The sequence below is a fragment of the Amycolatopsis panacis genome, from assembly GCF_003600245.1.
GTDB lineage: Bacteria > Actinomycetota > Actinomycetes > Mycobacteriales > Pseudonocardiaceae > Amycolatopsis > Amycolatopsis sulphurea.
On sequence record NZ_QZFV01000122.1, the window covers coordinates 1 to 21,510 of the forward strand.

Genomic DNA, 21,510 nt, shown 5'->3' on the forward strand with positions numbered 1-21,510 from the left:
GTAAAAAACGCGGCCCCGGCCTGACACTCGGACAGGTCGCCCTGCTCCTGCAGAACCTGCTCACATGCTGGACCGGGGCCTGCGCCCTCTGTCAACGAGAACTACCCCCATAACAAAGCCCTATCAGAGTCCGTGAAGGGACCCTTCACAGCCCTTCCCGCAGGCCGACCAAACCGGGCCGGGGTGTCGCGGGCGGCAAGCCGTTACGCGTCCGGCGCGGGCGACGCGGCGCACCGCACGTCGGCCGCGGGCAGCTTCCCGGTGAGCAGGTACCGGGTCACCGGCTGGTCGACGCAACTGTTGCCGTCGAAGAGGAACTGGCCGTGGTTGCCGCCCTCGGACAGCACCATCCGGGAGCCGCGGACGGCCTGCTGCATCCGCTGCGCGCCGATCAGCGGGGTGGCCGGTCGTCCTTGGCCTGCACCAGCAGCACCGGCGGCACGGTGCCGGAGCCGATCTTCAGCGGCGGCGCGGCCGGTGCCCGCCAGAACGCACAGGGCGCGGAGAACCAGGTGTTCAGCCAGGCGAACAAGGGGGCTTTGGCAGCCGCCCGGGTGGTGTCCGCGTGCCATGTCGCCCAGTCCGCCGGCCACTTGTCGTCGGCGCAGTTGTACGCGAGCTGCGGTCCGTCCACTCCGGACTGTGCGAGCTGCGCGGCCGCGGAGGTGAGCCCGCCGGGTTCGCCCGCGTGGTAGCGGGAAACGGCCGAAGCCAACGTCGGCCAGGACGTGTCGGTGTACATTGTGGACGCCAGCATGTGGTCCAGCTCCGCGCCGCCCACCTTGCCCTCGACGGGTTTCGCCGTGACGTCGCCCCGGAGTCCCTGCCAGTACTGCGAGACGCGGGCGCCGGTGGTGCCGAGGTGATACGTCGCGTCATGCTTGGCCACCCACGCGAAGAACTGCTCCGCACGGTGCTGCAGCACCGGATCCTGCTCGAATCCCTGCTGGTACCCGCCGACGGTCGGGTCGACCACGCTGTCCAGCACCATTTTCCCGGCACGCTCGGGGAACATCGTCGCGTAGGTGGCGCCGAGCTTCGTCCCGTAGGAGTAGCCGAGGTAGTCCAGCCGGTCCTTGCCCAGCGCGGCCCGGATCCGGTCCAGGTCCCGCGCCGCGTCCTGGGTGGTGATGTGCCGCACCAGATCCCCGGCTCGGCGCACGCAGGTGTCGGCGATCGTGCGGGCCAGCTTCACCCGCGCCTGTTCCTGCCTGGCGTCCGCCGGGTCGTCGGGCGGCATGGGGACGGGCAGCAGCGCGTCCCCGCAGTCCACCGGCGAGCTGGCCCCCACGCCACGCGGGTCGAACCCGACCACCAGGTACCGGTCGCGCAGCTCCGGCGACATCGAGGCGACGACCTGCTTCGGCGTGCCGATCCCGGACTCGCCCGGCCCGCCGGGGTTGACCACCAGCACCTCCGGTGCGTCCAGCGAACCCGCCGCGGAGAGCAGCAGGTCCAGCTGCTTTCCGGACGGATCCGCGTAATCCAGCGGCACGGCAAGCCGGGCGCACCCGGTTCCGCGCGGCGCACTGACCTCCGGCGGGCAGTCGGACCACTGGACCCCGCCACCCGTCGCCGCGGCCGGTGCCGCGACCAGGCCCAGCACCACGACGACGGCCCCGGCCGTCGCGGCCAGGCGTGCTGCCCCGACTGTCCTCACTCGATCCCTCCAAAGTGGACTGCTTACTGCGGACACCCGCCGCTCCTGATTAAGCAGGATCACAGCACCTCGGCCACCGGAGAAGGACTCAGCGGCACGGTTGCGGCCCGAACGCACCCGATCCCCCGAACCCGGGAACCGTGCGGGCGCGGCTCCAGGCGATCCTCGCCGAGACCGGCACCGCGGAGCTGATGTTCACCACGCCGGCAAGGCTGTGAAGGGAACCTTCACAGCCTCGGGGTCCGTGAAGGGTCCCTTCACAGCCCTCCGCCGTACCACAGCGGACCCACCCGGAAGGTGACTACACCTGCTCCCCATCACCGTCCGGTGTGGACAGTGCCGAGATCTCCGGATGGTCGCGCAGCGCCGCCACCACGGCGTTCACCGCGGCCCGTTTCGTCCCGCCCCGGCGGACCACGACGGTGATGTTGCGGTGCACCGGAATGCTCAGTTCCCGGGTCACCACCGCGTGTTCCGGCTCGACCGCCAGCGCCGGCAGCAGCGCGATCGAGCGGCCCGATTCGACGTGCCGCAGCTGCATCAGGACGTTGCTGAACCGGCAGGCGATCCGCGGCGCGAACCCGGCCTCCCGGCACAGCCGCTCGGTCAGCTCCGCCATGTACGAGCGCGGCCGGTCGGACGCCCAGATCTCCTCCGCGCAGGTCGCCAGGTGCACGGTCGGGCGGCGGGCAAGCCAGTGTCCCGGTGGCAGCACCAGCACCACCGGGTCGGTGCCCAGCGGGATGATCTCCAGATCGGCGCCCCAGGCCTGGCCCGGATAGTCGGTGGTGGTGACCACCACGTCCACCTCGCCCGCGCGCAGCGCGGCCCCGCTCTCGTGCGGCTCCGATTCGATCAGCTCCACGTGCAGGTGCGGATGGGTGCCGGCGAGCCGGGTCACGGCGGGCACCGCGAGCGGGAACATCGCGCTCTGGAACACGCCGAGCCGGACGGTGCCGATCGGCTCGTCGTTCAGCGCCCGCAGCTCGGCCTCGGCGTCGGCCATCTGGTCCAGGATCTCCCGGCCACGCCGCGCGAGCAGCAGCCCGGCCGGGGTCAGCCGCACCCGCCGTCCGCTGCGCTCGATCAACCGGGCCCGGGTCTCGGTCTCCAGCACGGCCAGTTGCTGGGACACCGTGGACGGGCTCAGGTGCATGGTCTCGGCGACCGCGCGGACGGTGCCGAGTGTTTCCAGCTGGCTGAGCAGCCGCAACCGCCAGGAACTGAGCATGCCCCCGATTGTACGGTTCTTCCGAACAGATCAGTCAGATCTGTGCGATGGACACGTGCAGCGGACCGTCCTTACCGTGATCACATGGACTCCCCCGACCAGCACCTGATCCGCTACTCCGGCCACGCCGGCTTCAGCGAAGAGATCATCACCCACGCCGAGGGCACAATGGTGTACACCGAGAGCGGCCGGGAACTGCTCGACTTCACCTCCGGCCAGATGAGCGGCATCCTCGGGCATTCGCACCCGGCGATCGTGGCCACCGTCCGCGAACAGGCCGCCCGGCTCGACCACCTGCACAGCAGCATGCTCAGCCGTCCCGTGGTCGAACTGGCCGGACGGCTGGCCGGCACGCTGCCCGCCCAGCTGTCCAAGGCGCTGCTGCTGACCACCGGCGCGGAATCGAACGAAGCCGCGGTCCGGATGGCGAAGCTCGTCACCGGCAAGTACGAGATCGTCTCGTTCGCACGGTCCTGGCACGGCATGACGCTGGCCGCCGCGAACGCCACCTACAGCGCCGGACGGCGCGGGTACGGCCCGTCCGCGCCCGGCAACTTCGCGCTGCCCGTGCCGCACCGCTTCCACCCGGACATCGTCGACGCGGACGGCGAGCTGGACTGGCGGCGTCAGCTCGACCTCGGCTTCGAGCTGATCGACGCGCAGTCCGTCGGCAGCCTCGCCGCCTGCCTGGTGGAGCCGATCCTCAGCTCCGGCGGCATCATCGAACTGCCCCCCGGCTACCTCGCCGCGCTCGCGGAGAAGTGCCACGAGCGGGACATGCTGCTGATCGTCGACGAGGCGCAGACAGGTCTGTGCCGCACCGGCGACTGGTACGCCTTCGAGCACGAGGGCGTCGTGCCGGACATTCTCACGCTGTCCAAGACCCTCGGCGCCGGGCTGCCGCTGGCCGCGGTGCTGACCAGCCCGGAGATCGAGCAGCGCGCACACGATCGCGGTTTCCTCTTCTTCACCACGCACGTGAACGACCCGCTGCCGGCCGCGGTCGGCAATACCGTGCTCGACGTGCTGGTCGCCGAGAAGATGGACGTGCGGGCCCGCGAGCTGGGCCAGCATCTGCGCACCGAGCTGGAAAAGATCGCCGCGAACCACGACCTGGTCGGCGACGTGCGGGGCCGCGGCCTGCTGCTGGGCATGGAACTGGTCGGCGACGACGTGCTGGGCGCGGGCGGCGCGGACCGGCTCGGCGCCGCGGTCACCAGCCGCTGTTACGACCTTGGCCTGCACATGAACATCGTGCAGCTGCCCGGGATGGGTGGGACCTTCCGGATCGCGCCGCCGCTGACCGCGACCGAGGAGGAACTCTCCCGCGGGGCGGCGATCCTGGAGGAATCGCTGGTCTACGCCGCCGGCCGGCTCTGAGCCCGACGGCGACCCGTACCGGCGGCGGCCTGTATCTCAGCGCGGATGCAGGCCGCCGTTGGCGTCCCAGCAGGCGCCGGTCACCGAGGCCGCCGCCGGGGAGGCGAGCAGCGCGACCAGCGAGGCGAGGTCGGCGATGCCCGCGCTTCAAAGCTGTGAAGGGTCCCTTCACAGCCTCAGAGTCCGTGAAGGGACCCTTCACAGACCCACGGTCGGTCGCGGTGAGGTGCCGCAGGCGGGGAGTGCGGGTGGGCGACCGGGCCCGGCCCACCCTCCGCCTAGGGTGGGCCGGGGGTCATTTCCGGAGTGCGCACCGGTCCCGCAACCGTCCTCGCCCGCCCCGTCCGTGGCAACGCCCCGGCGGCAAGAGTGCGCGCCCGGTCAGCAGAACAGGTCCGGGCACACCCGAAACCGGCCACTGTGGACAGTCGATGACCACCGGAACAGCGGTACCGCAACCGACTTCCGGCCTGTCTCTGCTCGGCTGGTTCACCGAAGCGCTGACGGACTGGACCCCGCAGGACCGCTCCGAACTGGGCAGGCTGCTCGCCCGGTTCGTCGACGACCTGACCACCCAGCTGTCCACTCTGGACGAAGAATCCCCGTGACCGGCGGGCGTTACCGGGAGAGCCGCCCGAACTCCAGCTGCTCCCGGTCGTAGCGCTCGGTCAGGCCGTGGCCGTAGCGGTCCCACCAGTTCTGCGAGTGGCCGCCCTGGGTGGTCGTGGTGCCGCCGTAGACCTGACGGTCGTACTCGATGCGGGCGTCGTGGAACTGCTGCTGGAACTCGTCCGGGGAAAGGCTTTGCAGCTGCTGCGCGGTGCCCGGGTCGAGTGCACGGGCGCTGCGTTCGATGTCCGCGCCGGCCATGTGGTTGAGGATCGCCCGCACGCCGCCCGCGCCCCGCATGTGCGCGCCGGACATGACCGCCGCCTGCGAACCGGGATCAGTGAATTCGAGCGCCCCCGCCCGCCGCGCGTTCGCGGTCATCAGATCCGCCACCACGGCCCGTTCTTCGGCGCTGCCGACGCCGTACCGGCGCCGGGCGGCCATGATCCGGTCGTAGCCGTTGTGCATGTTCTGCCGGAAGCCGTACACCTCCGGCACGCCGCCCTGTTCACCACCGGCACCCTCGGAACGCATGATCGAATCGACCACGCGGTCGTCGAGCCGCCCGGGCGCGGCGGCCGGTGCGGCAGCGCCTCCCCCGGTGGGCGAACCCCCGTAGCCCTGCGCGGTCGCGATGTCCGCGTCGGCGTAGGACTGGGCCGCGGCCTGCACTTTGCCGTTCACCTGGCCGATCAGGTCCGCGAATCCGCTCAGCGAGGACACCAGTCTCGACTGCAGCGCGGTGCTCGCCGCCGCCACGCCACTGCCGATCCCGGCGAAGGACAACGCATCGAGCACGAGCTTTTCCAGGTCCCGCGTGGCCGCCAGCGCCGACGCGCCGAGGCCCTCCACGTTCTTCACGATCGAGGACACCTCGGCCGGCCGCACCCGGTAGCTTCCCACAGTCATACCACCGACCCTGCCCGCGCGGACGCTGGGCGCACACGGCCGAATTACCCACTGCCGGACCGGATCAAAGACCGTCCGGCTGGGTATTTGGCGCGGCATCGCCGCCACGCCGCCCGACCCGGACCGTCCGCCGGAGTGGTCCGAGCTGGGCGACGTGAGCGTCCGCGTCCTCACCCTGCACCCGTCCGTCGCGATCGCCGATCCGGCGTACACCGCCTGCACCCCGGAATTCGCCGCCGCGGGCCTGCTCGACGCTGCCCGCCACCGCCGCGGTCGGCCTGCTCGCGCATCCGTCGCTGGTACGCCAGGTGCAGGACGCGTTCACCGTCGAGGCCAGGGAGGACTGCCCCGGCTCCGGTTATCGTGGCGGCATGAGCAACGTCGAGACGGAACCGGCCGAACTCGCCTGCGGGACCGGTCCGTGCGGACCGGGCGAAGCCGAGGTGCTGGAAGCACGATCGGTACCGCTCGGCGGGCCGCGGGCGATGCCGGTGCGGCGGACGCTGCCGCAGCGCAAGCGTTCCCTCATCGGCGCCTGGTGCTTCGCCGACCACTACGGCCCGGTCGACCCGGCGGTGCACGGCGGCATGTCGGTCGGCCCGCACCCGCACACCGGGCTGCAGACGGTCAGCTGGCTGTTCGACGGCGAGATCGAGCACCGTGACAGCCTCGGCTCGCACGCGATGGTCCGTCCGGGCGAGCTGAACCTGATGACCGGCGGGCACGGCATCTGCCACGAAGAGGTGTCCACCCCGCAGACCACCACCCTGCACGGCGTCCAGCTCTGGGTCGCGTTGCCGGAGGAGCACCGGGACGCGGCGCGCGATTTCCAGCATTACGCGCCCCCGGTCACCACGATGCCCGGCGCCACCGCGCGGGTCTTCCTCGGCACGCTCGCCGGCGAGACCTCACCGGTCCGCACGTACACCCCGTTGCTGGGCGCGGAATTGACGCTCGAACCGGATGCCGAGCTGACCCTGGACGTGGACCCCGGCTTCGAACACGGGCTGCTGGCCGACCTCGGCGAGATCACCTTCGCCGGCACCACGCTGAGCCGCACCCGGCTCGGCTACCTCGGCACCGGCCGGTCCCGGCTGACGATCGCGAACCCCGGCCCGGAACCGGCCCGCGCCCTGCTGCTCGGTGGCCCGCCGTTCGGCGAGGAGATCCTGATGTGGTGGAACTTCCTGGCTCGCAGCCACGAGGAGATCGTGGCCTTCCGCGCGGACTGGGAGGCCGGTTCGGACCGGTTCGGCGCGGTCGCCGCACACCCCGGCGGCCCGGCACGACTGCCCGCCCCCACCCTGCCCGCCGTACGAATCAAGCCCCGAGGCAACCCCGCTTAGCCCGCGGCCAAGGGCTGTGAAGGGACCCTTCACGGACCCGGAGGCTGTGAAGGGTCCCTTCACAGCCTCCGGGCGAGCGCCCTAGGGCGCGAGACGGGTTCGGGCGCCGGCCGGGTCGAAGTTGACCCGGCGGAGTGGCCATGCAGCCAGCAGGGCGACCGCGACGACGCTGAACGCGGCCAGGACCATCGCGGCGACGAACTGAGCCGAATCCGAGGTCCCCGAGGAGAGCACCGCGTAGCCGCCGAGCACCACCGCGGACGGGCCGAGCAGCGCGAACGCGGTGGCCAGCGGCGGGATCCGCCGGCCGTCCGGGCGACGCGCCGAGACCAGGACCGCGCCGGCGCACACCACCGTGGCCACCAGCAGGCTGCCGCCCACGGTGTCCGAGAGGCGATGCCAGCCGAGCGCGACGGTCGACGCGGCCACCCAGGCGACAATCGGGGCACCGAGGGCGAACACCCAGGTCCGATATCGCGCGGGCAGCACCACGGCCAGCGCGAACAGCACCGCGGTCGCCGCGCTGACGTGCCCGCTCGGGAAGCTGTTGTGGCCCGGCGCGCCGGATCCGCTGAGCGCCTCCGGGCGTTCGAGCAGGTAAACCTTGAGCAGCTGCGCCAGGCCCAGCGGCAGCAGGAACAGCACCAGCGCAGTCACCCCGAGCGCGAACCGCCGGCGCACCAGCGCCAGCAGCAGCACCGCCAGCCCCGCCGCACCCAGCACGACCACCAGGTCCAGCTGCCGCAGCAGCTGTGCCCAGTCCACCGCGGACCGGGTGAGCGACTGAGCACTGTGGACCACGCCGTCCTCGGCCCGCTGCCCGGCGGGCGTCTGCACGAACAGCAGGTAGGCGACCAGGAAGGCCAACGCCAACCCGGCCGTGGCGGCGGCGAGCACCGCGGTGCGCCACGGCCGCGAGGCGGCGAGCGCGTGCCGTGCGGTCTCGGTGGGCACGGGCGGGACATCGATCGGGACGGTCGGCGGGGTCCGGTCGGTGATCATTACTCCCATGCCTCCGAGCATGGCCACCGAACATGGGGATCTCGTCTGCACTATGTCGTGATTTTGCTACAAACCGCACCCGGCTCGTCCGGACAGGTGCCCTTCCGCATAATGATCGAGATGGCGGCAGTGCTGGTGGTGGAAGACGACGCGGCTGTGCGCGAGGGCCTCGAACTGGCGTTGCGCAGGCAGCAGCACACCGTGCGCACCGCCGCGTCCGGGGAGGACGGCGTTGCCCTGCTACGCGAGCAACCGCCCGAGATCGTGGTCCTCGACCTGATGCTGCCCGGTATCGACGGCTTCGAGACCTGCCGCCGGATCCGGGTGCTGAGCCAGGTGCCGATCATCATGCTCACCGCGCGCAGCGACGATTTCGACGTGGTCGCCGGGCTCGAAGCGGGCGCGGACGACTACGTGGTCAAGCCGATCGAGCCACGTGTGCTGGACGCCCGGATCCGCGCTGTACTGCGCCGGGCGGTCGCCGAGCACGGCTCCGGCGACCACGGCGCCGAACGGCACGGCGACCTGGAGATCGACCGGGCCGGGATGCAGGTGCGCCGGCACGGCGAGCCGGTCGCGCTGACCCCGACCGAGCTGAAGCTGCTGCTGGAACTCTCGCGCCACCCCGGGCAGGTGCACAGCCGCCGTCAGCTGCTGACCGTGGTCTGGGGCCACGACTACCTCGGCGACTCCCGGCTGGTCGACGCCTGCGTGCAGCGGCTGCGAGCGAAGATCGAGGACGTGCCCGCCCGCCCCGGCCACGTGCAGACGGTACGCGGGTTCGGGTACCGGTTCGGCCGCTCGTGAGCAAGCGGTGGCGGACCGGGCTGCGACCGCGGCTGGTCCTGTGGTTCGCGGCGATGATGCTGGTCGGCGCCGCCGCCGCGGCCGGAGCGAGCTACGTCTCGGCCCGCAACACGATCCTGGCCGCCGCGCAGGACCCGGCGATGATCCGCCTGCGCGACCAGGTCACCACCTATCTCCCGCAGATGACCTTCCCCCCGGACCAGCACCAGCTCAAGCGCCTGGCCGACAACCTCAAAGGCGTCGGCCTGGTGGTGTACCGGGACCAGAGCGAAAGCTCCGGCCTCGATCCGCGCTCTCTCACCCCCGAGCTGCGGGACCAGGTCGCCCGCGCCAGCAGGATCCAGTTCCAGCGTGTCGTCGCGGACGGCACCCCGCAGCTGGTGATCGGCATGCCGGTGATGCGGACGGCCAGGGACGGCTCCACCCAGCACACCGGCGTCGAGGTCTACCAGCGGCTGTCGCTGGCTCAGCAGGAGGCCGCGATCGGGCAGCTGGCCACGCGGGCGTGGCAGACCGCCGCGCTCGCGCTGCCGATCGCGGTGGCGCTCGCGCTGGTGGCCGCCAGCCAGGTGCTGCGGCCGGTGCGCGCGCTGAACACCGCCGCCCGCAAGCTCGGTCGCGGGCAGCTCGACGTGCGGCTGCCCGCAAAGGGTTCGGGCGAGCTGGCCGACCTGGTGACCACCTTCAACAGCACCGCCGCCGAGCTGGAACGCACGGTCGGCACGCTGCGGACAATGGAAGCGGAGGCGCGCCGGTTCGTCGCCGACGTGTCACACGAGCTGCGCACCCCGCTGGCCGCGATGAACGCCGTCACCGACGTGCTCGACGAGGATGCCGAGCAGCTGCCCGAAGACACCGCGGTCGCGGCGCGGCTGGTGTCGGCCGAAACGCGCCGCCTCACCCGGCTCGTGCAGGATCTCGTCGAGATCTCCCGATTCGACGCCCGCCGCGCGGAGTTGCGGACCGAGGAAGCGGATGTGGCGCTGGCCGTCCGCGCCAGCATGGCCGCGCGGGGCTGGGCGGACGGCGACGGGATCGAGACCGAGCTGCCCGAGGGCATCGCCGCCACGTTCGACCCGCGCCGGCTGGACCTGGTGGTGGCCAACCTCGTGGGCAACGCCCTGCGGCACGGCGCGCCACCGGTCATCGTCCGGCTGGAGGCGGACGACACGACGGTCACTCTGACCGTCCTCGACCACGGCCCGGGTATCCCGGAAGCCGTGTTGCCACACGTGTTCGACCGGTTCACCAAGGCGGACACGGCACGCGCCCGGTCCGAGGGCAGCGGCCTCGGCCTGGCCATCGCCCGCGAAAACGCCCGCCTGCACGGAGGCGAACTCGAAGCCGCCAATACCGGCGACGGAGCACGCTTCACGCTCCGGCTGCCCCGCACCCCACCGGAGGCCCGATGAACCGCGCCACCGCGATCGTGCTCGCCTTGGCCGGCGCGGTGACCGGCCTGTCGGCCACCGCCTGCGGAGTCCAGCCGACCGACGTGATTCCTGCCGGGGACGCCCCGGCCGCCTACGATTCCGGCCACGGCAGCACCCAGCTCACGCTGTACTTCCGTTTCGATGGCCAGCTCGCCCCGGTCACCCGGGACCAGTCCGATGTGGTCACCCCCAGCGGGGCGCTGACCGCGCTGTTCCGCGGCCCCGACGCGGCTGAATCGGCGCAGGGCTACTACTCGGCGCTGCCGGTGAACGCCGCGCCGGCCTCGGTGAACACCGCCGCCAACCCGGTTGTGGTGACTCTGCCGTACCCGATGAAGGTGATCCCCTCCAGCGGCCTCAACCAGATCGCGTGCACCACCGTGGCCGCACTGTCCGCCGCCGGCGACTCACCCGGGACCGACGGTGTCCGTGTGGTCTCCACCGACGGTTCCACCACCATCACCTGCGGGACGTCTTGACCACTCGACCGTCTGCCCACGCCGATGGGCGTACCTGAAGCACTACCCGAACAAGTCTCTCCCCTCGAAACCATTGCGCTGCAACGAGAACACCCTGACAGTCGAAAATGGACACTGCCACTGGAAGAGCGGACCGGGGCTGCGTTCCCGATTGCCACAGCCCGCTTCCGGATCCACTGGAACGCGCGACCGCCCGGCCGGCAGCCTTTCAGCCACCCAGTAGCCCCCGCAGGTAGGCGGCCTGCCCGGCATGCTGCAGATCGTCCGAGAGCACGCTGATCAGCCGCACTCCGAGGGTCACCGGCGGGTCCCAGTGCTCGTCCACCACGCGGTCGAGGTCCGCCGCGGTGAGTCCCGCGAGCCAGCCCGTGGTGTGCTCGTGCACCGCGTCGTAGTAGCCGAGCAGCAACTCCGGGTCGCCGATCCGGACCGCGGCGACGTCCTCGCTGCGGTGCCCGTACCCGATGTCCGCGGCCGGGAATGGCAGGCCGAAGCGGTGGTGCCAGTCCTGCGCGGTCCAGAGCTGCCGGGTGTCCGCGACGCCGGCGACATGGTCGTCCTGTACCCGGGTGAGGTGCCAGATCAGCCAGGAGATCGAGTTGGCGTCCGGGCCCGGGCGGGCGAGGAGCAGTTCGGCGGGGAGCCCGTCGACCGCCTCGTGCACGACCTCCCGGATCCGGGCGAATCCGTCCGTGAACACTCCCGCCACGTCCATGCCGCGTTCCTCCTCGCGTTCGGCCCTGTTCCTCGGGGTTGGCCTGCCCTCGGGGTCGGCCTGGTCCTCGGGTTGGCTTGTTCTTCGGGTTGGCCTGGTCCTCAGGGGTTGGCCTGCTCCTCGGGTGGCCTGCCCTCGGGGTCGGCTTGTTCTTCGGGGTTGACCTTGCTTTTGGGGTTGGCCTGCCCCGATCATCCCCCTCGCCGCACCGGCTGTCCGCGCGCGATCGGGTATCGTCGGCAGCGCACGCCCGGCGAAGGGAGCGGCCCCGTGGAGACCGGCACGCACCGCCTGATGCCCGGCTTCGGCGACGTCGCGGGCATCCCGATCCCCGGCTGGGCGGGCACCGTCATCGTGGTGGCCTGCGCGGTGTCGGCGCTCGTGGTGCTGCTGGTGATCGTGCGCAACCGGCGGCGCTGAGCACCCCTCAGCCGTCCTCCCGGGTGAACCGGCTGGTGATCACGTGATCCTTCGCCGGCCCCCGAACCGTCCATTCCTGCCGCCAGCCCCGCCGATCGTGCAAGTGGTAGCTGCCCCGGTAGAAGTCCGCCTGGCACGGATGCCCCGCCACCCACTCCCCGGTGGTCAGGTCGATTTCGTGGAAGAACCCGCCGTGATCGAAGTACACCGCGGCCCGGCCGCACCCGGTGATCCGGTAGCGCAAGGTGCGGCTGAACGGTCCGTTGTGCGCCCCAAGCCGCAACTGTCCCACCTCGTGGTAGACGAGCACCGCACCCTCAAGCGCGAAAGTCGCCCGCCCCTCGGCCTGCCCCAGCTCCTCCCCACCCACCCCGGCGATCCCCCGATCGAGCAGCCACGCCCCGGAGAAGTACCCGGCGAGATCGGTGATCGGGAAAGCCACGACGCCATTGTGCGCCATCCCCGGCGATCCCCGGCCACCGCGCCTTCCGGACCCCGGGAGCGCTGCGCGACGTCCGGCCGACACCATCGCCGCCGTGCCACGGGCCGATGATCTCCCGTTCGGCCCCACTGCCGCGCACCGCACCCTCCAACACCTCCCACACCCTGGTCCCCCACACCTGAACCCGGCCTCCTCTCACCGCAGCCCCTCACCGCCTCAGCCCCTCCGCCACCACTCATCCGTCCACCCACCGCCCTGCACCCCACCACCCTGCACCCCACGACGCCTCACCACAACCGACACCCGCCCCCGTCACCCCACCCCGATGCGAACGGGCCGTTCACCCCACCCGCCAACCCCACCGGACACCGTCCCCACACCACCGCCCCGGCGTGTCGCTCACTCTCTGCAACCCTCGTCCGCCATTCGCCCTGCGGAGGCGCAGTGTGACCGCGACGTTCGTGCCGAATGCGGTGGGTGCGGTGCTCGCGGGTGGTCTTCCGGCCTAGAATCGGCCGGGTGGCACACCCCGACCTGGCCGCGCCGGCCACCCGTTCCCCTGCTCTCGAAACCCTGCACCGCGTGTTCGGGTACGACTCGTTCCGCGGCGATCAGGAGGAGATCGTCGAGCATGTGGTCGCGGGCGGCGACGCGCTCGTGCTCATGCCGACCGGCGGGGGGAAGTCGCTGTGCTACCAGATTCCCGCGCTCGTGCGGCCCGGCACGGGGGTGGTCGTCTCCCCGCTAATCGCGCTGATGCAGGACCAGGTCGACGCGCTGCGCAACGTCGGCGTGCGCGCCGGGTTCCTCAACTCCACCCAGGATTTCGCGCAGCGGCAGGAGGTCGAGGCGGCGTTCGTCGCGGGAGAGCTGGATCTGCTCTACCTCGCGCCGGAGCGGTTGTCAGTGGAGGCCACCGCGCGACTGCTGGACCGCGGGAAGATCGCCCTGTTCGCGATCGACGAGGCGCACTGCGTTTCCCAGTGGGGCCACGACTTCCGACCCGATTACCTGATGCTCTCCTCGCTGCACGAGCGCTGGCCCGACGTACCGCGGATCGCGCTCACCGCCACCGCGACCGAGGCCACCCACCGGGAGATCTCCACCCGCCTCGGCCTGGATCAGGCCCGCCATTTCGTGGCGAGCTTCGACCGGCCGAACATCCAGTACCGGATCGTGCCGAAGAACTCCCCGCAGAAGCAGCTGCTGGACCTGTTGCGCACCGAACACCCCGGAGACGCCGGAATCGTCTACTGCCTGTCCAGGGCGTCGGTGGAGAAGACCGCGGATTTCCTGGTACAGAACGGAATCACCGCGCTGCCCTACCACGCCGGACTGGACAAGGCGACCCGCGCCGCCAACCAATCCCGGTTCCTGCGCGAGGACGGGCTCGTGGTGGTGGCCACGATCGCGTTCGGCATGGGCATCGACAAGCCGGACGTCCGGTTCGTGGCGCACCTGGACCTGCCCAAGTCCGTGGAGGGCTACTACCAGGAGACCGGCCGCGCGGGCCGCGACGGGCAGCCCTCGACCGCCTGGCTGGCCTACGGGCTGCAGGACGTCGTGCAGCAACGCAAGATGATCGACAGCTCCGAGGGCGACGAGGCACACCGGCGGCAGCTGGCCGGGCACCTCAACGCGATGCTGGCGCTGTGCGAGACGGTCACCTGCCGGCGGCAGCAAGTCCTGGCCTACTTCGGCCAGTCTGCCCAGCCGTGCGGCAACTGCGACACCTGCCAGACCCCGCCGGAAAGCTGGGACGGCACCGTGGCCGCGCAAAAGTTACTGTCCACTGTGGTCCGTCTCCGCAACGAGCGGCGGCAGAAGTTCGGGGCCGGCCAGATCATCGACATCCTGCTCGGCAAGACGACGCCGAAGGTCACCCAGTTCCGCCACGACGAGCTCAAGGTGTTCGGCGTCGGCACCGAACTGCGCGAGCCCGAGTGGCGGGCGGTGGTGCGCCAGCTGCTGGCCGGCAACCTGCTGGCGGTGGAAGGCGATTACGGCTCGCTGGTGCTCACGGAGGGCTCCACCGCCGTGCTGAACGGTTCGCAGCAGGTCATGCTGCGCCGCGAACCCGAACGCGCAGCCCGCGCCCCTCGAACCTCACGCCGCGGCGCCCCCGCCGCCGAACTCCCGGCCGAAGCGGCCCCCGTGTTCGAACGCCTGCGCTCCTGGCGTGCCGCCACCGCGAAGGAACAGGGCGTCCCCGCCTACGTGATCTTCCACGACGCCACGCTCCGCCAGATCGCCACCGAACGCCCCGGCTCCCTGTCGGAACTGGGCACGGTCAACGGCGTCGGCGAGAACAAGCTGGCGAAGTACGGGGAGGGAGTGCTCGCCACGCTGGCCGCCGAGTGAGTCCGGCGAATTCCCGGGACAGGAGTGGGTGACTCCTGCCCCGGGACGGGAGCGGGCGAACGCCGGAGGCGCCGGAAGCCGAAGTGCCCGGAACCGAAGACGTCAGGAACCGGGCAGAGCCGGAGCCAAGTACCGGAGCCAAGTACCGGAGCCAAGTACCGGAGCCAAGTACCGGAGCCAAGTACCGGAGCCAAGTACCGGAGCCAAGTACCGGAGCCGAACACCGAACCCGACCCACGCCTCCCCCGGGCTCACCGTCCGGAGCGAGTCACGTCCGAAACCTTCCGCACCGCACCGGAGATCTGCGTGTGGTAACGCCCCTTCGTCTTCTCGTCGACGAAGTGCGCCGCCTTCCCGACGGCCTGGTTGACCTTCTCCGGGTTCCGCCGCACGTAGGAACTCACCGCGCTCGCGGCCCCGGCCAGTACGGTCAGTCGTTTGATCATCGCCATGGAGGTCCTCCTGCGCTCGTGGCTTCACCCTGTCCAACGCAGAGCGCGGCGCCTGAGTTCCCGCAACCAGGAGCGCCATCGGGTGAAAGAAAACCCGCGACACAACGGGCACGCAAAAGGCAGGATCCGCCGGGCACGGGAGATTTTCGGGTTCGACGACCGGCTGCTCGCCCGGCCGGCCGCCGCCGCGGTCACCGCCTCGTTCGCGCCTGAAGCCGTGAAAACGAAGCTGCACAAGGAAATTCGCGAGTGGCTCAGCCCGGGAGCAGCCGCGTGACCAGCCCGCTGAGCTGCTGCACCGTGCGGCATTCGTGCATCGGCACGAGACCGGCGTAGTCCAGCGCTGCGGAATCGCCGGTGGACCAGAGCGCCTGCCGTTCCGGATTGAGCCAATGGACGTGCCGCGCCCGGTCGCGGATCGCGCGGACGGCGGCCAGGTTCGGGTCTCCCCCGTTCGTCCGTGCGTCGCCCAGGATGAGCACCGAGGTGCGCGGGCCGACGGCGTCGAGCCATTCCTCGGTGAACTGCCGGAGTGCGCCGCCGTAGTCGCTGCGCCCGTCCCAGCGGACCACGGCCGCCTCGCCGAGGATGCGTGCGCCGAGCCGTTCCGGGTCGGCCGCGCCGGCGTCAACGAGGTGGGTGACCTCGTCGGTGCTGTCCACGAAGGCGAACACGCGGACCTTCGAGAACTGGTCCCGCAACGCCTGCACGAGCAGCATGGTGAAGTTCGCGAACCCGGCCACCGAACCGGAAAGATCGCACAGCAGCACGATTTCCGGCCGTCCGGGCCGCCGGTGCCGGTAGGCCGGGCGCAGCGGAACCCCGCCGGTGGACAACGATCGCCGCAGGGTGCGCCGCAGGTCGATCTGCCCACGGATGGCGCGTTTGCGGCGGGCGGACAGCCGCGTGGCGAGCTTGCGGGACAACGGCTGGATCGTCCGGCGCAGTTCACCCAGCTGGGCCCGGCTGGCCATCAGGAAGTCCACCCGGTCGGCGGCGGGGGCGATCGCGTGCTGCGCGATCCGTTCGCGCCCGCGGACCTCGGCCGCGCGGCGCCGTGCCTCGGTCCGCACCCGGCCGCGGAAATCCTCGACCCGGCGGCGCACTTCGTCACGGGCGAGCCGGTCGGTGAACTCGCCTTCGCCGAAACCACCGGCGCGCATCGCTTCGAGCACGCGCACGATCAACGTCTGTGGCTGCAGCCGATCCAGCGTCTGGTGCGCGGAAAACCCACCGCCCGCCCCGTTCGGCGAGCCGTACTGGCCGAGCTGGTCCACCGCGAGCCCGGCCAGCTGGGCGAGCGCCTGTTCGTCGCCTTCGGCCAGCGCCGCCGCGAGCGCGTCCCGCAGCTGCTCACGGTCACGCGGTGGATCTTCGCGCGCCAGCTCGGGCACTCCGACCCCGACGGGGAAGTAGAGGTCGAACACCGCGTCGAACACCGAGCGTTGCCCGCCGCGTCGCACGAGCGCGGCCGCGAGCCCCTCGCGCACCAGCTCGCGGTCCTCGAAACCCAGTACTGCCAAGGCAGCCGCGGCATCCGCCGTCTCACTCGGCCCGGCCGCGACGCCGTGGGCCCGCAACGCGCGCACGAACCCGGTGAGCCGGCCGATGACGGTCACGACGCGTCCAGCACCCGATCGAGATCGAGGCCGGCACCGGCTTTCGCGAGGTCTTCCCGGTGTTTGAGCAACACGCCGAGGCTATCGCGCACGACCTGCTCGCCCAGCGAACCCGCGCCGAGTTCGAGCAGAGTGCGCGCCCAGTCCACTGTTTCCGCGACGGAGGGAAGCTTCCGCAGATCCATCGCCCGCAGCGCGGCCACGACCCGGACCACCGAATCGGCCAGCGCGTCCTCGATCCCGGGCACCTTCAGCCGCACGATCGCCCGTTCGGTCTCCTCGTCCGGGAAATCGATGTGCAGGAACAGGCATCGCCGCCGCAACGCCTCGGACAGCTCTCGGGTGGCGTTGGAGGTGAGCACCACGAACGGAGTCCGCGTCGCGGTGATCGTGCCCAGCTCCGGCACGGTGACCTGGAAATCGCCGAGCACCTCCAGCAGCAGGCCCTCGACCTCCACGTCGGCCTTGTCCGTCTCGTCGACCAGCAGCACGGTCGGCTCCGTGCCGGAGATCGCGGTCAGCAGCGGGCGGCGCAGCAGGAACTCCTCGCCGAAGATGTCCGTGCGCGCGTCTTCCCAGCTCTCGTCGCGGCCGGCGGTGATCCGCAGCAGCTGCTTGGCGTGGTTCCACTCGTACAGTGCGCGGGCCTCGTCGATCCCCTCGTAGCACTGCAACCGCACCAGCCGCGAGCCGCTGACCTGGGCGACCGCCTTGGCCAGCTCGGTCTTGCCCACCCCGGCCGGCCCCTCGACCAGCAGCGGCTTGCCCAGCCGGTCGGCCAGGAAAACGGTGGTCGCCACCGCTTTCGACGCGAGATACCCCGCGCCGGCCAGCCGCGCCGAAACGTCGTCGACCTCGGCGAAGAACCCGGTACCCACCTGCGACCTCCCACGGCATACGGCGTCACCCCGACTGTACTGGCCGGTAGAACGCCGTCACGGATAGCATCGGGCCCGTGACATATCTCGCGGCGAGCACCCGATACGACGCCATGATCTACCGCCGATGCGGGCGCAGCGGACTGAAGCTGCCCGCGCTCTCCCTGGGGCTGTGGCACAACTTCGGGCACGACCGTCCGCTGACCACGCAGCGGGAGATCCTCCGGCGCGCGTTCGACCTCGGCGTCACGCATTTCGATCTGGCGAACAACTACGGCACGCCCTACGGCTCGGCGGAGGAGAACTTCGGCAGGCATCTCGCCACCGACTTCCGGCCCTACCGCGACGAGCTGGTGATCTCCACCAAGGCCGGATACGACATGTGGCCCGGCCCGTACGGCGAATGGAGTTCGCGGAAGTACCTGCTGGCCAGCCTCGACCAGTCGCTGGGCCGGATGGGCCTGGACTACGTGGACATCTTCTACTCGCACCGGTTCGACCCGGAAACGCCGCTGGAGGAGACCATCGGGGCGCTCGATCACGCGGTCCGCTCCGGGAAAGCGCTCTACGTAGGCATCTCCTCCTACCGCTCCGAACAGACCGCCGAAGCCGTCCGGCTGCTGCGCGCGCTGGGCACGCCGCTGCTGATCCACCAGCCGTCGTACTCGATGTTCGACCGCTGGACCGAATCCGACGGGCTGCTCGACACCCTGACCGAGGCAGGCGCGGGCTGTATCGCCTTCTCCCCTCTCGCGCAAGGCCTGCTGACCGACCGGTACCTGGCCGGGGTGCCGGAGAATTCCCGTGCCGCGCAAGGAAAATCCCTGGACCCGGCAGCGATCACCGAGGAGCGGCTCGGCCGGATCCGGGCGTTGCACGAGATCGCCCGCCGCCGCGGACAGAGCCTGGCCCAGCTCGCGCTCGCCTGGGCGCTGCGGGATCCGCGGATGACCTCGCTGGTGCTCGGCGCCAGCAGCGTCCGGCAACTGGAAAACAACATCGCCGCGCTGGACAACCTTGAATTCAGCACCGCGGAGCTGACGGAGATCGATCAGTACGCCGCCTCACCGAGATGAGCGGCCCGAAAGCTGTGAAGGGACCCTTCACGGACTCTGAGTCCGTGAAGGGTCCCTTCACAGCCCTCGTCCCTTGTACCCGGCGTCATCCACGGTTCGTGCGGATCCGATGCTCCGCCCAGTCCGCCCATTCCCGTTGCATCGCCGCGTAGCGCTTGCCCCACTCCAGCACGAGCCTGCCGTAGAAGGAGCGATCACTGTCGTCCCACGGAATCGCTGCGTCGAGCGCGTCGAGCCGCTCGGCCTGTTCCTCGGCCTCCGCACCCTGCCGCCGCACGTACTCCCTGGCCTGCGCCGGCTCGACCTCGCCGAGGAAATACATCCGCAGCAACGCCTCGTTGCGCGCCGGCTGCGGCGGGACCGGATCGAGCAGCCAGGCCCGCAGCTCGTGGCGGCCCGCTTCGGTGATCGCGTACTCCTTGCGGCCACGCGGACCGGCCACCGTCATCTCGATCAGCCCGGTCTGCGCCAGCTTCCCCAGTTCCCCGTACAGCTGGCTCTGCGTGGCCGACCACGCGTTGTTCTCCCTGCTCTCGAAGCGTTTCAGCAGGTCATAGCCGCTGCCGGGGGCATCGGCCAGCATCCCGAGCACCGCGTGTCGCAAACTCATCCACGCAGCCTACCTTCCACTCTTGACATGTGCATCCATGACGTTCTAACTTCGACATGTCAAGATAGGAATATGGGTAAGGGGATCTCGATGAACTACCTGAAGAGCTTCCTCCCGTGGATCATCTTCGCGATCGTGTCCACACAGGCCGGCTGGCAGTGGTCCGCGCTGGTCGGGCTGGTGCTGGCGGGCGGGCTGCTCACCCTCGAACGCGGGCGCGGCAAGGGCTGGGACACCCTGTTCATCGAGGTATCCGCCACCGCCTTCTTCGCAGGCCTGTCGATCTGGGCGTTCAACGACCCGGGTTCGCCGGCGCGGGACTACGTCGGCGCGCTGACCGATCTCTGGCTGGCGCTGACCGCGTGGGGCTCGATCCTCGCCCGCCATCCCTTCACCCTCGGGATCGCGAAGACGATGGTCTCCCCGGAGGTCACCGCGACCGCGGTGTTCCGCCGGGTCAATCTGGTCCTCACCACGGTGTGGGCGGCGAGCTTCACCGTCGCCGGCCTCGCCGAAGCCGTGCTGCTGCACTACGCGCCGCACGCGACCGCCGCGCTGGTCGTGCTCAAGGTGCTCGGCTTCGCCGTTCCCATCTCGTTCACCGTCCGCTATCCGCGAGCCGTCCGGGCCCGCGCACAGAAAGCAGTGTGATCCCATGGCCACCACCGATTACCACCTCGCCGGCCACTACGCCCCGGTGCACGACGAGCTGACCGCCTACGACCTCGAGATCACCGGCTCCCTGCCGCCGGAACTGACCGGCTGGTACCTGCGCAACGGGCCGAACCCGCGCAAGGAGAACGCGCACTGGTTCACCGGCGAGGGCATGATCCACGGCGTCCGGCTGGAACGCGGCCGCGCCGCCTGGTACCGCAACCGCTGGGTCCGCACGGAGAGCTTCGAGGACCAGGAACGCGTGATCTACCAGGCCGACGGCACCCGGAACCTGCGCGCGAGCGCGGCCAACACGCATGTGGTCAACCACGCCGGCCGCACGCTCGCCCTCGTCGAATCCTCGCTGCCGTACGAGATCACCAACGATCTCGAAACCGTCGGCGCCTACGACTTCGGCGGCGAACTCGCCGATTCGATGACCGCGCACCCGAAGATCTGCCCGGAGACCGGCGAGCTGCATTTCTTCGGCTACGGCAGCCTCACCGCCCCGCACGTGAGCTACTACCGCGCCGACGCGGCCGGAAACCTCGTGGTGCGCCAGCCGATCGACGTGCCGGGGCTGACGATGATGCACGACTTCGCGCTCACCCGGGACCACGTGGTGTTCTTCGATCTGCCGGTGGTGTTCGACTACGAGCTGGTCGGCCGCGGCATGCCCTACCGGTGGAGCGACAGCTACGGCGCCCGGCTCGGCGTGCTGCGGCGCGACGATCCGGCCGGCGGGGTGCGCTGGTTCGAGGTGGCCCCGTGCTACGTCTTCCACACGCTCAACGCGCACGACGCCCCCGACGGCCGGATCGTGGTGCACGTGGTCCGCTACGACCAGATGTTCGGAGAATCCCCGGACACGCCCGGCCAGCTGTGGCGCTGGAGTATCGACCTCGCCTCCGGCGCCGTGGCCGAGGACCGGCTGGACGACCGGGCCGGCGAGTTCCCGCGGATCGACGACCGCCAGGCCGGTCTCGACACCCGGTTCGGGTACGTCGCCGGGTCCACCAAGGCCCTGATGCTGGACCGGCTGCGCCGCTACGACCTGCACACCGGCACGTCGCGCGAGCACGTGTTCGCGCCCGGCCAGACGATCGGCGAGGCGGTCTTCGTCCCGGCCGAGGACAAGCCCGGCGGCGCGGGCTGGCTGCTCACCTACGTCTACGACGGCGCGACGGATCGCAGCGACCTGGTCGTGCTCGACGCCCAGGACATCGCCGCGGCCCCGGTCGCCACCGTGCACCTGCCCGCCCGGGTGCCTACCGGATTCCACGGCAACTGGCTCCCCGAAAGCTGAGCCCCGCCTCTCGCCCCGCCCGAAAGCTGTGAAGGGACCCTTCACGGACTCAGCGACCGTGAAGGGTCCCTTCACAGCCTGCGCGGCCCCATCCATCGGGTGCGCCGGCCACACGCGTCGG

At 70.8% G+C, this 21,510-nt stretch carries 24 protein-coding genes; 12 read left to right on the forward strand and 12 right to left on the reverse strand.

Features of this window, described 5'->3' with window-relative positions; genetic code table 11:
- Positions 1-203: 203 nt before the first annotated feature.
- The 3 genes from D5S19_RS32150 to D5S19_RS26490 all read right to left on the reverse strand — a co-directional run bounded on the left by D5S19_RS32150 (position 204) and on the right by D5S19_RS26490 (position 2,891).
- Positions 204-377 carry an alpha/beta hydrolase gene (locus tag D5S19_RS32150; protein ID WP_158605648.1) on the reverse strand — a complete coding sequence of 58 codons (174 nt, stop codon included), beginning with the start codon at positions 375-377 and terminating at the stop codon, positions 204-206.
- 14 nt (positions 378-391) lie between these two features.
- Positions 392-1,660 (reverse strand): alpha/beta fold hydrolase, encoded by a 1,269-nt coding sequence (locus D5S19_RS26485; RefSeq protein WP_158605649.1) that lies wholly within the window; start codon positions 1,658-1,660, stop codon positions 392-394.
- Between the two features lie 301 nt (positions 1,661-1,961).
- Positions 1,962-2,891 carry a LysR family transcriptional regulator gene (locus D5S19_RS26490; RefSeq protein WP_120026108.1) on the reverse strand — a complete coding sequence of 310 codons (930 nt, stop codon included), beginning with the start codon at positions 2,889-2,891 and terminating at the stop codon, positions 1,962-1,964.
- A gap of 84 nt (positions 2,892-2,975) precedes the next feature.
- Here D5S19_RS26490 and D5S19_RS26495 point away from each other — a divergent pair, with 84 nt between their 5' ends.
- Together D5S19_RS26495 and D5S19_RS32155 are read left to right on the forward strand one after the other, a co-directional pair.
- A complete protein-coding gene (locus D5S19_RS26495) occupies positions 2,976-4,271 on the forward strand; it encodes an aspartate aminotransferase family protein (RefSeq protein WP_120026109.1) in 1,296 nt (431 codons plus the stop codon).
- Positions 4,272-4,702: 431 nt separating this feature from the next.
- A complete protein-coding gene (locus D5S19_RS32155) occupies positions 4,703-4,879 on the forward strand; it encodes a hypothetical protein (RefSeq protein WP_158605650.1) in 177 nt (58 codons plus the stop codon).
- 10 nt (positions 4,880-4,889) lie between these two features.
- On the opposite strand, the gene D5S19_RS26505 is transcribed toward D5S19_RS32155, so the two are convergent.
- Together D5S19_RS26505 and D5S19_RS26510 are read right to left on the reverse strand one after the other, a co-directional pair.
- Positions 4,890-5,789 carry a hypothetical protein gene (locus tag D5S19_RS26505; protein WP_120026110.1) on the reverse strand — a complete coding sequence of 300 codons (900 nt, stop codon included), beginning with the start codon at positions 5,787-5,789 and terminating at the stop codon, positions 4,890-4,892.
- A 64-nt stretch (positions 5,790-5,853) separates the two neighbouring features.
- The gene (locus tag D5S19_RS26510) at positions 5,854-6,114 is read right to left on the reverse strand and encodes a hypothetical protein (protein ID WP_147397515.1); all 261 of its coding nucleotides are present in this window, start codon (positions 6,112-6,114) and stop codon (positions 5,854-5,856) included.
- A 46-nt stretch (positions 6,115-6,160) separates the two neighbouring features.
- On the opposite strand from D5S19_RS26510, the gene D5S19_RS26515 reads away from it, so the two are divergent.
- Positions 6,161-7,135: a pirin family protein gene (locus tag D5S19_RS26515; RefSeq protein WP_120026128.1), complete on the forward strand. Its 975-nt coding sequence runs from the start codon at positions 6,161-6,163 to the stop codon at positions 7,133-7,135.
- An 81-nt stretch (positions 7,136-7,216) separates the two neighbouring features.
- On the opposite strand, the gene D5S19_RS26520 is transcribed toward D5S19_RS26515, so the two are convergent.
- On the reverse strand, positions 7,217-8,146 hold the full coding sequence (locus D5S19_RS26520) for a phosphatase PAP2 family protein (protein ID WP_233574184.1): 930 nt from the start codon (positions 8,144-8,146) through the stop codon (positions 7,217-7,219).
- 111 nt (positions 8,147-8,257) lie between these two features.
- Between D5S19_RS26520 and D5S19_RS26525 the strand changes: the two genes are divergently transcribed.
- Genes D5S19_RS26525 through D5S19_RS26535 form a run of 3 tightly spaced genes read left to right on the forward strand, consistent with a single transcriptional unit; the run spans position 8,258 to position 10,856 of the window.
- A complete protein-coding gene (locus D5S19_RS26525) occupies positions 8,258-8,944 on the forward strand; it encodes a response regulator transcription factor (protein WP_120026129.1) in 687 nt (228 codons plus the stop codon).
- Between the two features lie 53 nt (positions 8,945-8,997).
- Entirely contained in the window at positions 8,998-10,356 is a 1,359-nt protein-coding gene (locus D5S19_RS26530; protein WP_120026130.1) for a sensor histidine kinase, read from the forward strand.
- A complete protein-coding gene (locus tag D5S19_RS26535; RefSeq protein WP_120026113.1) occupies positions 10,353-10,856 on the forward strand; it encodes a hypothetical protein in 504 nt (167 codons plus the stop codon). Before D5S19_RS26530 ends, D5S19_RS26535 begins: the two co-directional genes overlap by 4 nt.
- A gap of 208 nt (positions 10,857-11,064) precedes the next feature.
- Here the strand turns inward: D5S19_RS26535 and D5S19_RS26540 are convergent, their stop codons facing one another.
- A complete protein-coding gene (locus D5S19_RS26540) occupies positions 11,065-11,571 on the reverse strand; it encodes a mycothiol transferase (protein WP_120026114.1) in 507 nt (168 codons plus the stop codon).
- Positions 11,572-11,841: 270 nt separating this feature from the next.
- Between D5S19_RS26540 and D5S19_RS32160 the strand changes: the two genes are divergently transcribed.
- Positions 11,842-11,991 carry a hypothetical protein gene (locus D5S19_RS32160; protein ID WP_158605651.1) on the forward strand — a complete coding sequence of 50 codons (150 nt, stop codon included), beginning with the start codon at positions 11,842-11,844 and terminating at the stop codon, positions 11,989-11,991.
- Between the two features lie 7 nt (positions 11,992-11,998).
- On the opposite strand, the gene D5S19_RS26545 is transcribed toward D5S19_RS32160, so the two are convergent.
- Positions 11,999-12,433, reverse strand: coding sequence for a DUF6314 family protein (locus tag D5S19_RS26545; protein ID WP_233574185.1), 435 nt, complete (start codon positions 12,431-12,433; stop codon positions 11,999-12,001).
- A gap of 519 nt (positions 12,434-12,952) precedes the next feature.
- Between D5S19_RS26545 and recQ the strand changes: the two genes are divergently transcribed.
- Positions 12,953-14,794: a DNA helicase RecQ gene (gene recQ, locus D5S19_RS26550; RefSeq protein ID WP_120026116.1), complete on the forward strand. Its 1,842-nt coding sequence runs from the start codon at positions 12,953-12,955 to the stop codon at positions 14,792-14,794.
- 251 nt (positions 14,795-15,045) lie between these two features.
- Here recQ and D5S19_RS26555 read toward each other — a convergent pair whose 3' ends face one another.
- On the reverse strand, positions 15,046-15,246 hold the full coding sequence (locus D5S19_RS26555; RefSeq protein ID WP_120026117.1) for an antitoxin: 201 nt from the start codon (positions 15,244-15,246) through the stop codon (positions 15,046-15,048).
- On the opposite strand from D5S19_RS26555, the gene D5S19_RS26560 reads away from it, so the two are divergent.
- Complete coding sequence (locus D5S19_RS26560) at positions 15,233-15,523, forward strand: hypothetical protein (protein WP_147397516.1); 291 nt, start codon at positions 15,233-15,235, stop codon at positions 15,521-15,523. The genes D5S19_RS26555 and D5S19_RS26560 overlap by 14 nt on opposite strands.
- Here the strand turns inward: D5S19_RS26560 and D5S19_RS26565 are convergent.
- Both D5S19_RS26565 and D5S19_RS26570 read right to left on the reverse strand, forming a co-directional pair.
- A complete protein-coding gene (locus D5S19_RS26565) occupies positions 15,501-16,865 on the reverse strand; it encodes a vWA domain-containing protein (RefSeq protein WP_120026119.1) in 1,365 nt (454 codons plus the stop codon). The genes D5S19_RS26560 and D5S19_RS26565 overlap by 23 nt on opposite strands.
- Complete coding sequence (locus D5S19_RS26570) at positions 16,862-17,743, reverse strand: AAA family ATPase (RefSeq protein ID WP_120026120.1); 882 nt, start codon at positions 17,741-17,743, stop codon at positions 16,862-16,864. The genes D5S19_RS26565 and D5S19_RS26570 overlap by 4 nt, the downstream gene beginning before the upstream one ends.
- A gap of 77 nt (positions 17,744-17,820) precedes the next feature.
- On the opposite strand from D5S19_RS26570, the gene mgrA reads away from it, so the two are divergent.
- Entirely contained in the window at positions 17,821-18,819 is a 999-nt protein-coding gene (mgrA, locus tag D5S19_RS26575; RefSeq protein WP_120026121.1) for an L-glyceraldehyde 3-phosphate reductase, read from the forward strand.
- 85 nt (positions 18,820-18,904) lie between these two features.
- On the opposite strand, the gene D5S19_RS26580 is transcribed toward mgrA, so the two are convergent.
- Positions 18,905-19,429 (reverse strand): PadR family transcriptional regulator, encoded by a 525-nt coding sequence (locus D5S19_RS26580; RefSeq protein WP_120026122.1) that lies wholly within the window; start codon positions 19,427-19,429, stop codon positions 18,905-18,907.
- 72 nt (positions 19,430-19,501) lie between these two features.
- On the opposite strand from D5S19_RS26580, the gene D5S19_RS26585 reads away from it, so the two are divergent.
- Both D5S19_RS26585 and D5S19_RS26590 read left to right on the forward strand, forming a co-directional pair.
- Complete coding sequence (locus D5S19_RS26585) at positions 19,502-20,080, forward strand: hypothetical protein (RefSeq protein WP_233574186.1); 579 nt, start codon at positions 19,502-19,504, stop codon at positions 20,078-20,080.
- A gap of 4 nt (positions 20,081-20,084) precedes the next feature.
- Complete coding sequence (locus D5S19_RS26590) at positions 20,085-21,389, forward strand: carotenoid oxygenase family protein (protein WP_120026124.1); 1,305 nt, start codon at positions 20,085-20,087, stop codon at positions 21,387-21,389.
- Positions 21,390-21,510 lie beyond the last annotated feature (121 nt).

Excerpts from the sequence above, each read along its gene's own strand:
- D5S19_RS32150 (WP_158605648.1), bottom strand. The coding sequence starts at position 377 with ATGCAGCAGGCCGTCCGCGGCTCCCGGATGGTGCTGTCCGAGGGCGGC.
- D5S19_RS26490 (WP_120026108.1), bottom strand. The coding sequence starts at position 2,891 with ATGCTCAGTTCCTGGCGGTTGCGGCTGCTCAGCCAGCTGGAAACACTC.
- D5S19_RS26495 (WP_120026109.1), top strand. The coding sequence starts at position 2,976 with ATGGACTCCCCCGACCAGCACCTGATCCGCTACTCCGGCCACGCCGGC.
- D5S19_RS32155 (WP_158605650.1), top strand. The coding sequence starts at position 4,703 with ATGACCACCGGAACAGCGGTACCGCAACCGACTTCCGGCCTGTCTCTG.
- D5S19_RS26505 (WP_120026110.1), bottom strand. The coding sequence starts at position 5,789 with ATGACTGTGGGAAGCTACCGGGTGCGGCCGGCCGAGGTGTCCTCGATC.
- D5S19_RS26515 (WP_120026128.1), top strand. The coding sequence starts at position 6,161 with ATGAGCAACGTCGAGACGGAACCGGCCGAACTCGCCTGCGGGACCGGT.
- D5S19_RS26520 (WP_233574184.1), bottom strand. The coding sequence starts at position 8,146 with ATGGGAGTAATGATCACCGACCGGACCCCGCCGACCGTCCCGATCGAT.
- D5S19_RS26525 (WP_120026129.1), top strand. The coding sequence starts at position 8,258 with ATGGCGGCAGTGCTGGTGGTGGAAGACGACGCGGCTGTGCGCGAGGGC.
- D5S19_RS26530 (WP_120026130.1), top strand. The coding sequence starts at position 8,998 with ATGATGCTGGTCGGCGCCGCCGCCGCGGCCGGAGCGAGCTACGTCTCG.
- D5S19_RS26535 (WP_120026113.1), top strand. The coding sequence starts at position 10,353 with ATGAACCGCGCCACCGCGATCGTGCTCGCCTTGGCCGGCGCGGTGACC.
- D5S19_RS26540 (WP_120026114.1), bottom strand. The coding sequence starts at position 11,571 with ATGGACGTGGCGGGAGTGTTCACGGACGGATTCGCCCGGATCCGGGAG.
- D5S19_RS26555 (WP_120026117.1), bottom strand. The coding sequence starts at position 15,246 with ATGGCGATGATCAAACGACTGACCGTACTGGCCGGGGCCGCGAGCGCG.
- D5S19_RS26580 (WP_120026122.1), bottom strand. The coding sequence starts at position 19,429 with ATGAGTTTGCGACACGCGGTGCTCGGGATGCTGGCCGATGCCCCCGGC.
- D5S19_RS26585 (WP_233574186.1), top strand. The coding sequence starts at position 19,502 with ATGGGTAAGGGGATCTCGATGAACTACCTGAAGAGCTTCCTCCCGTGG.
- D5S19_RS26590 (WP_120026124.1), top strand. The coding sequence starts at position 20,085 with ATGGCCACCACCGATTACCACCTCGCCGGCCACTACGCCCCGGTGCAC.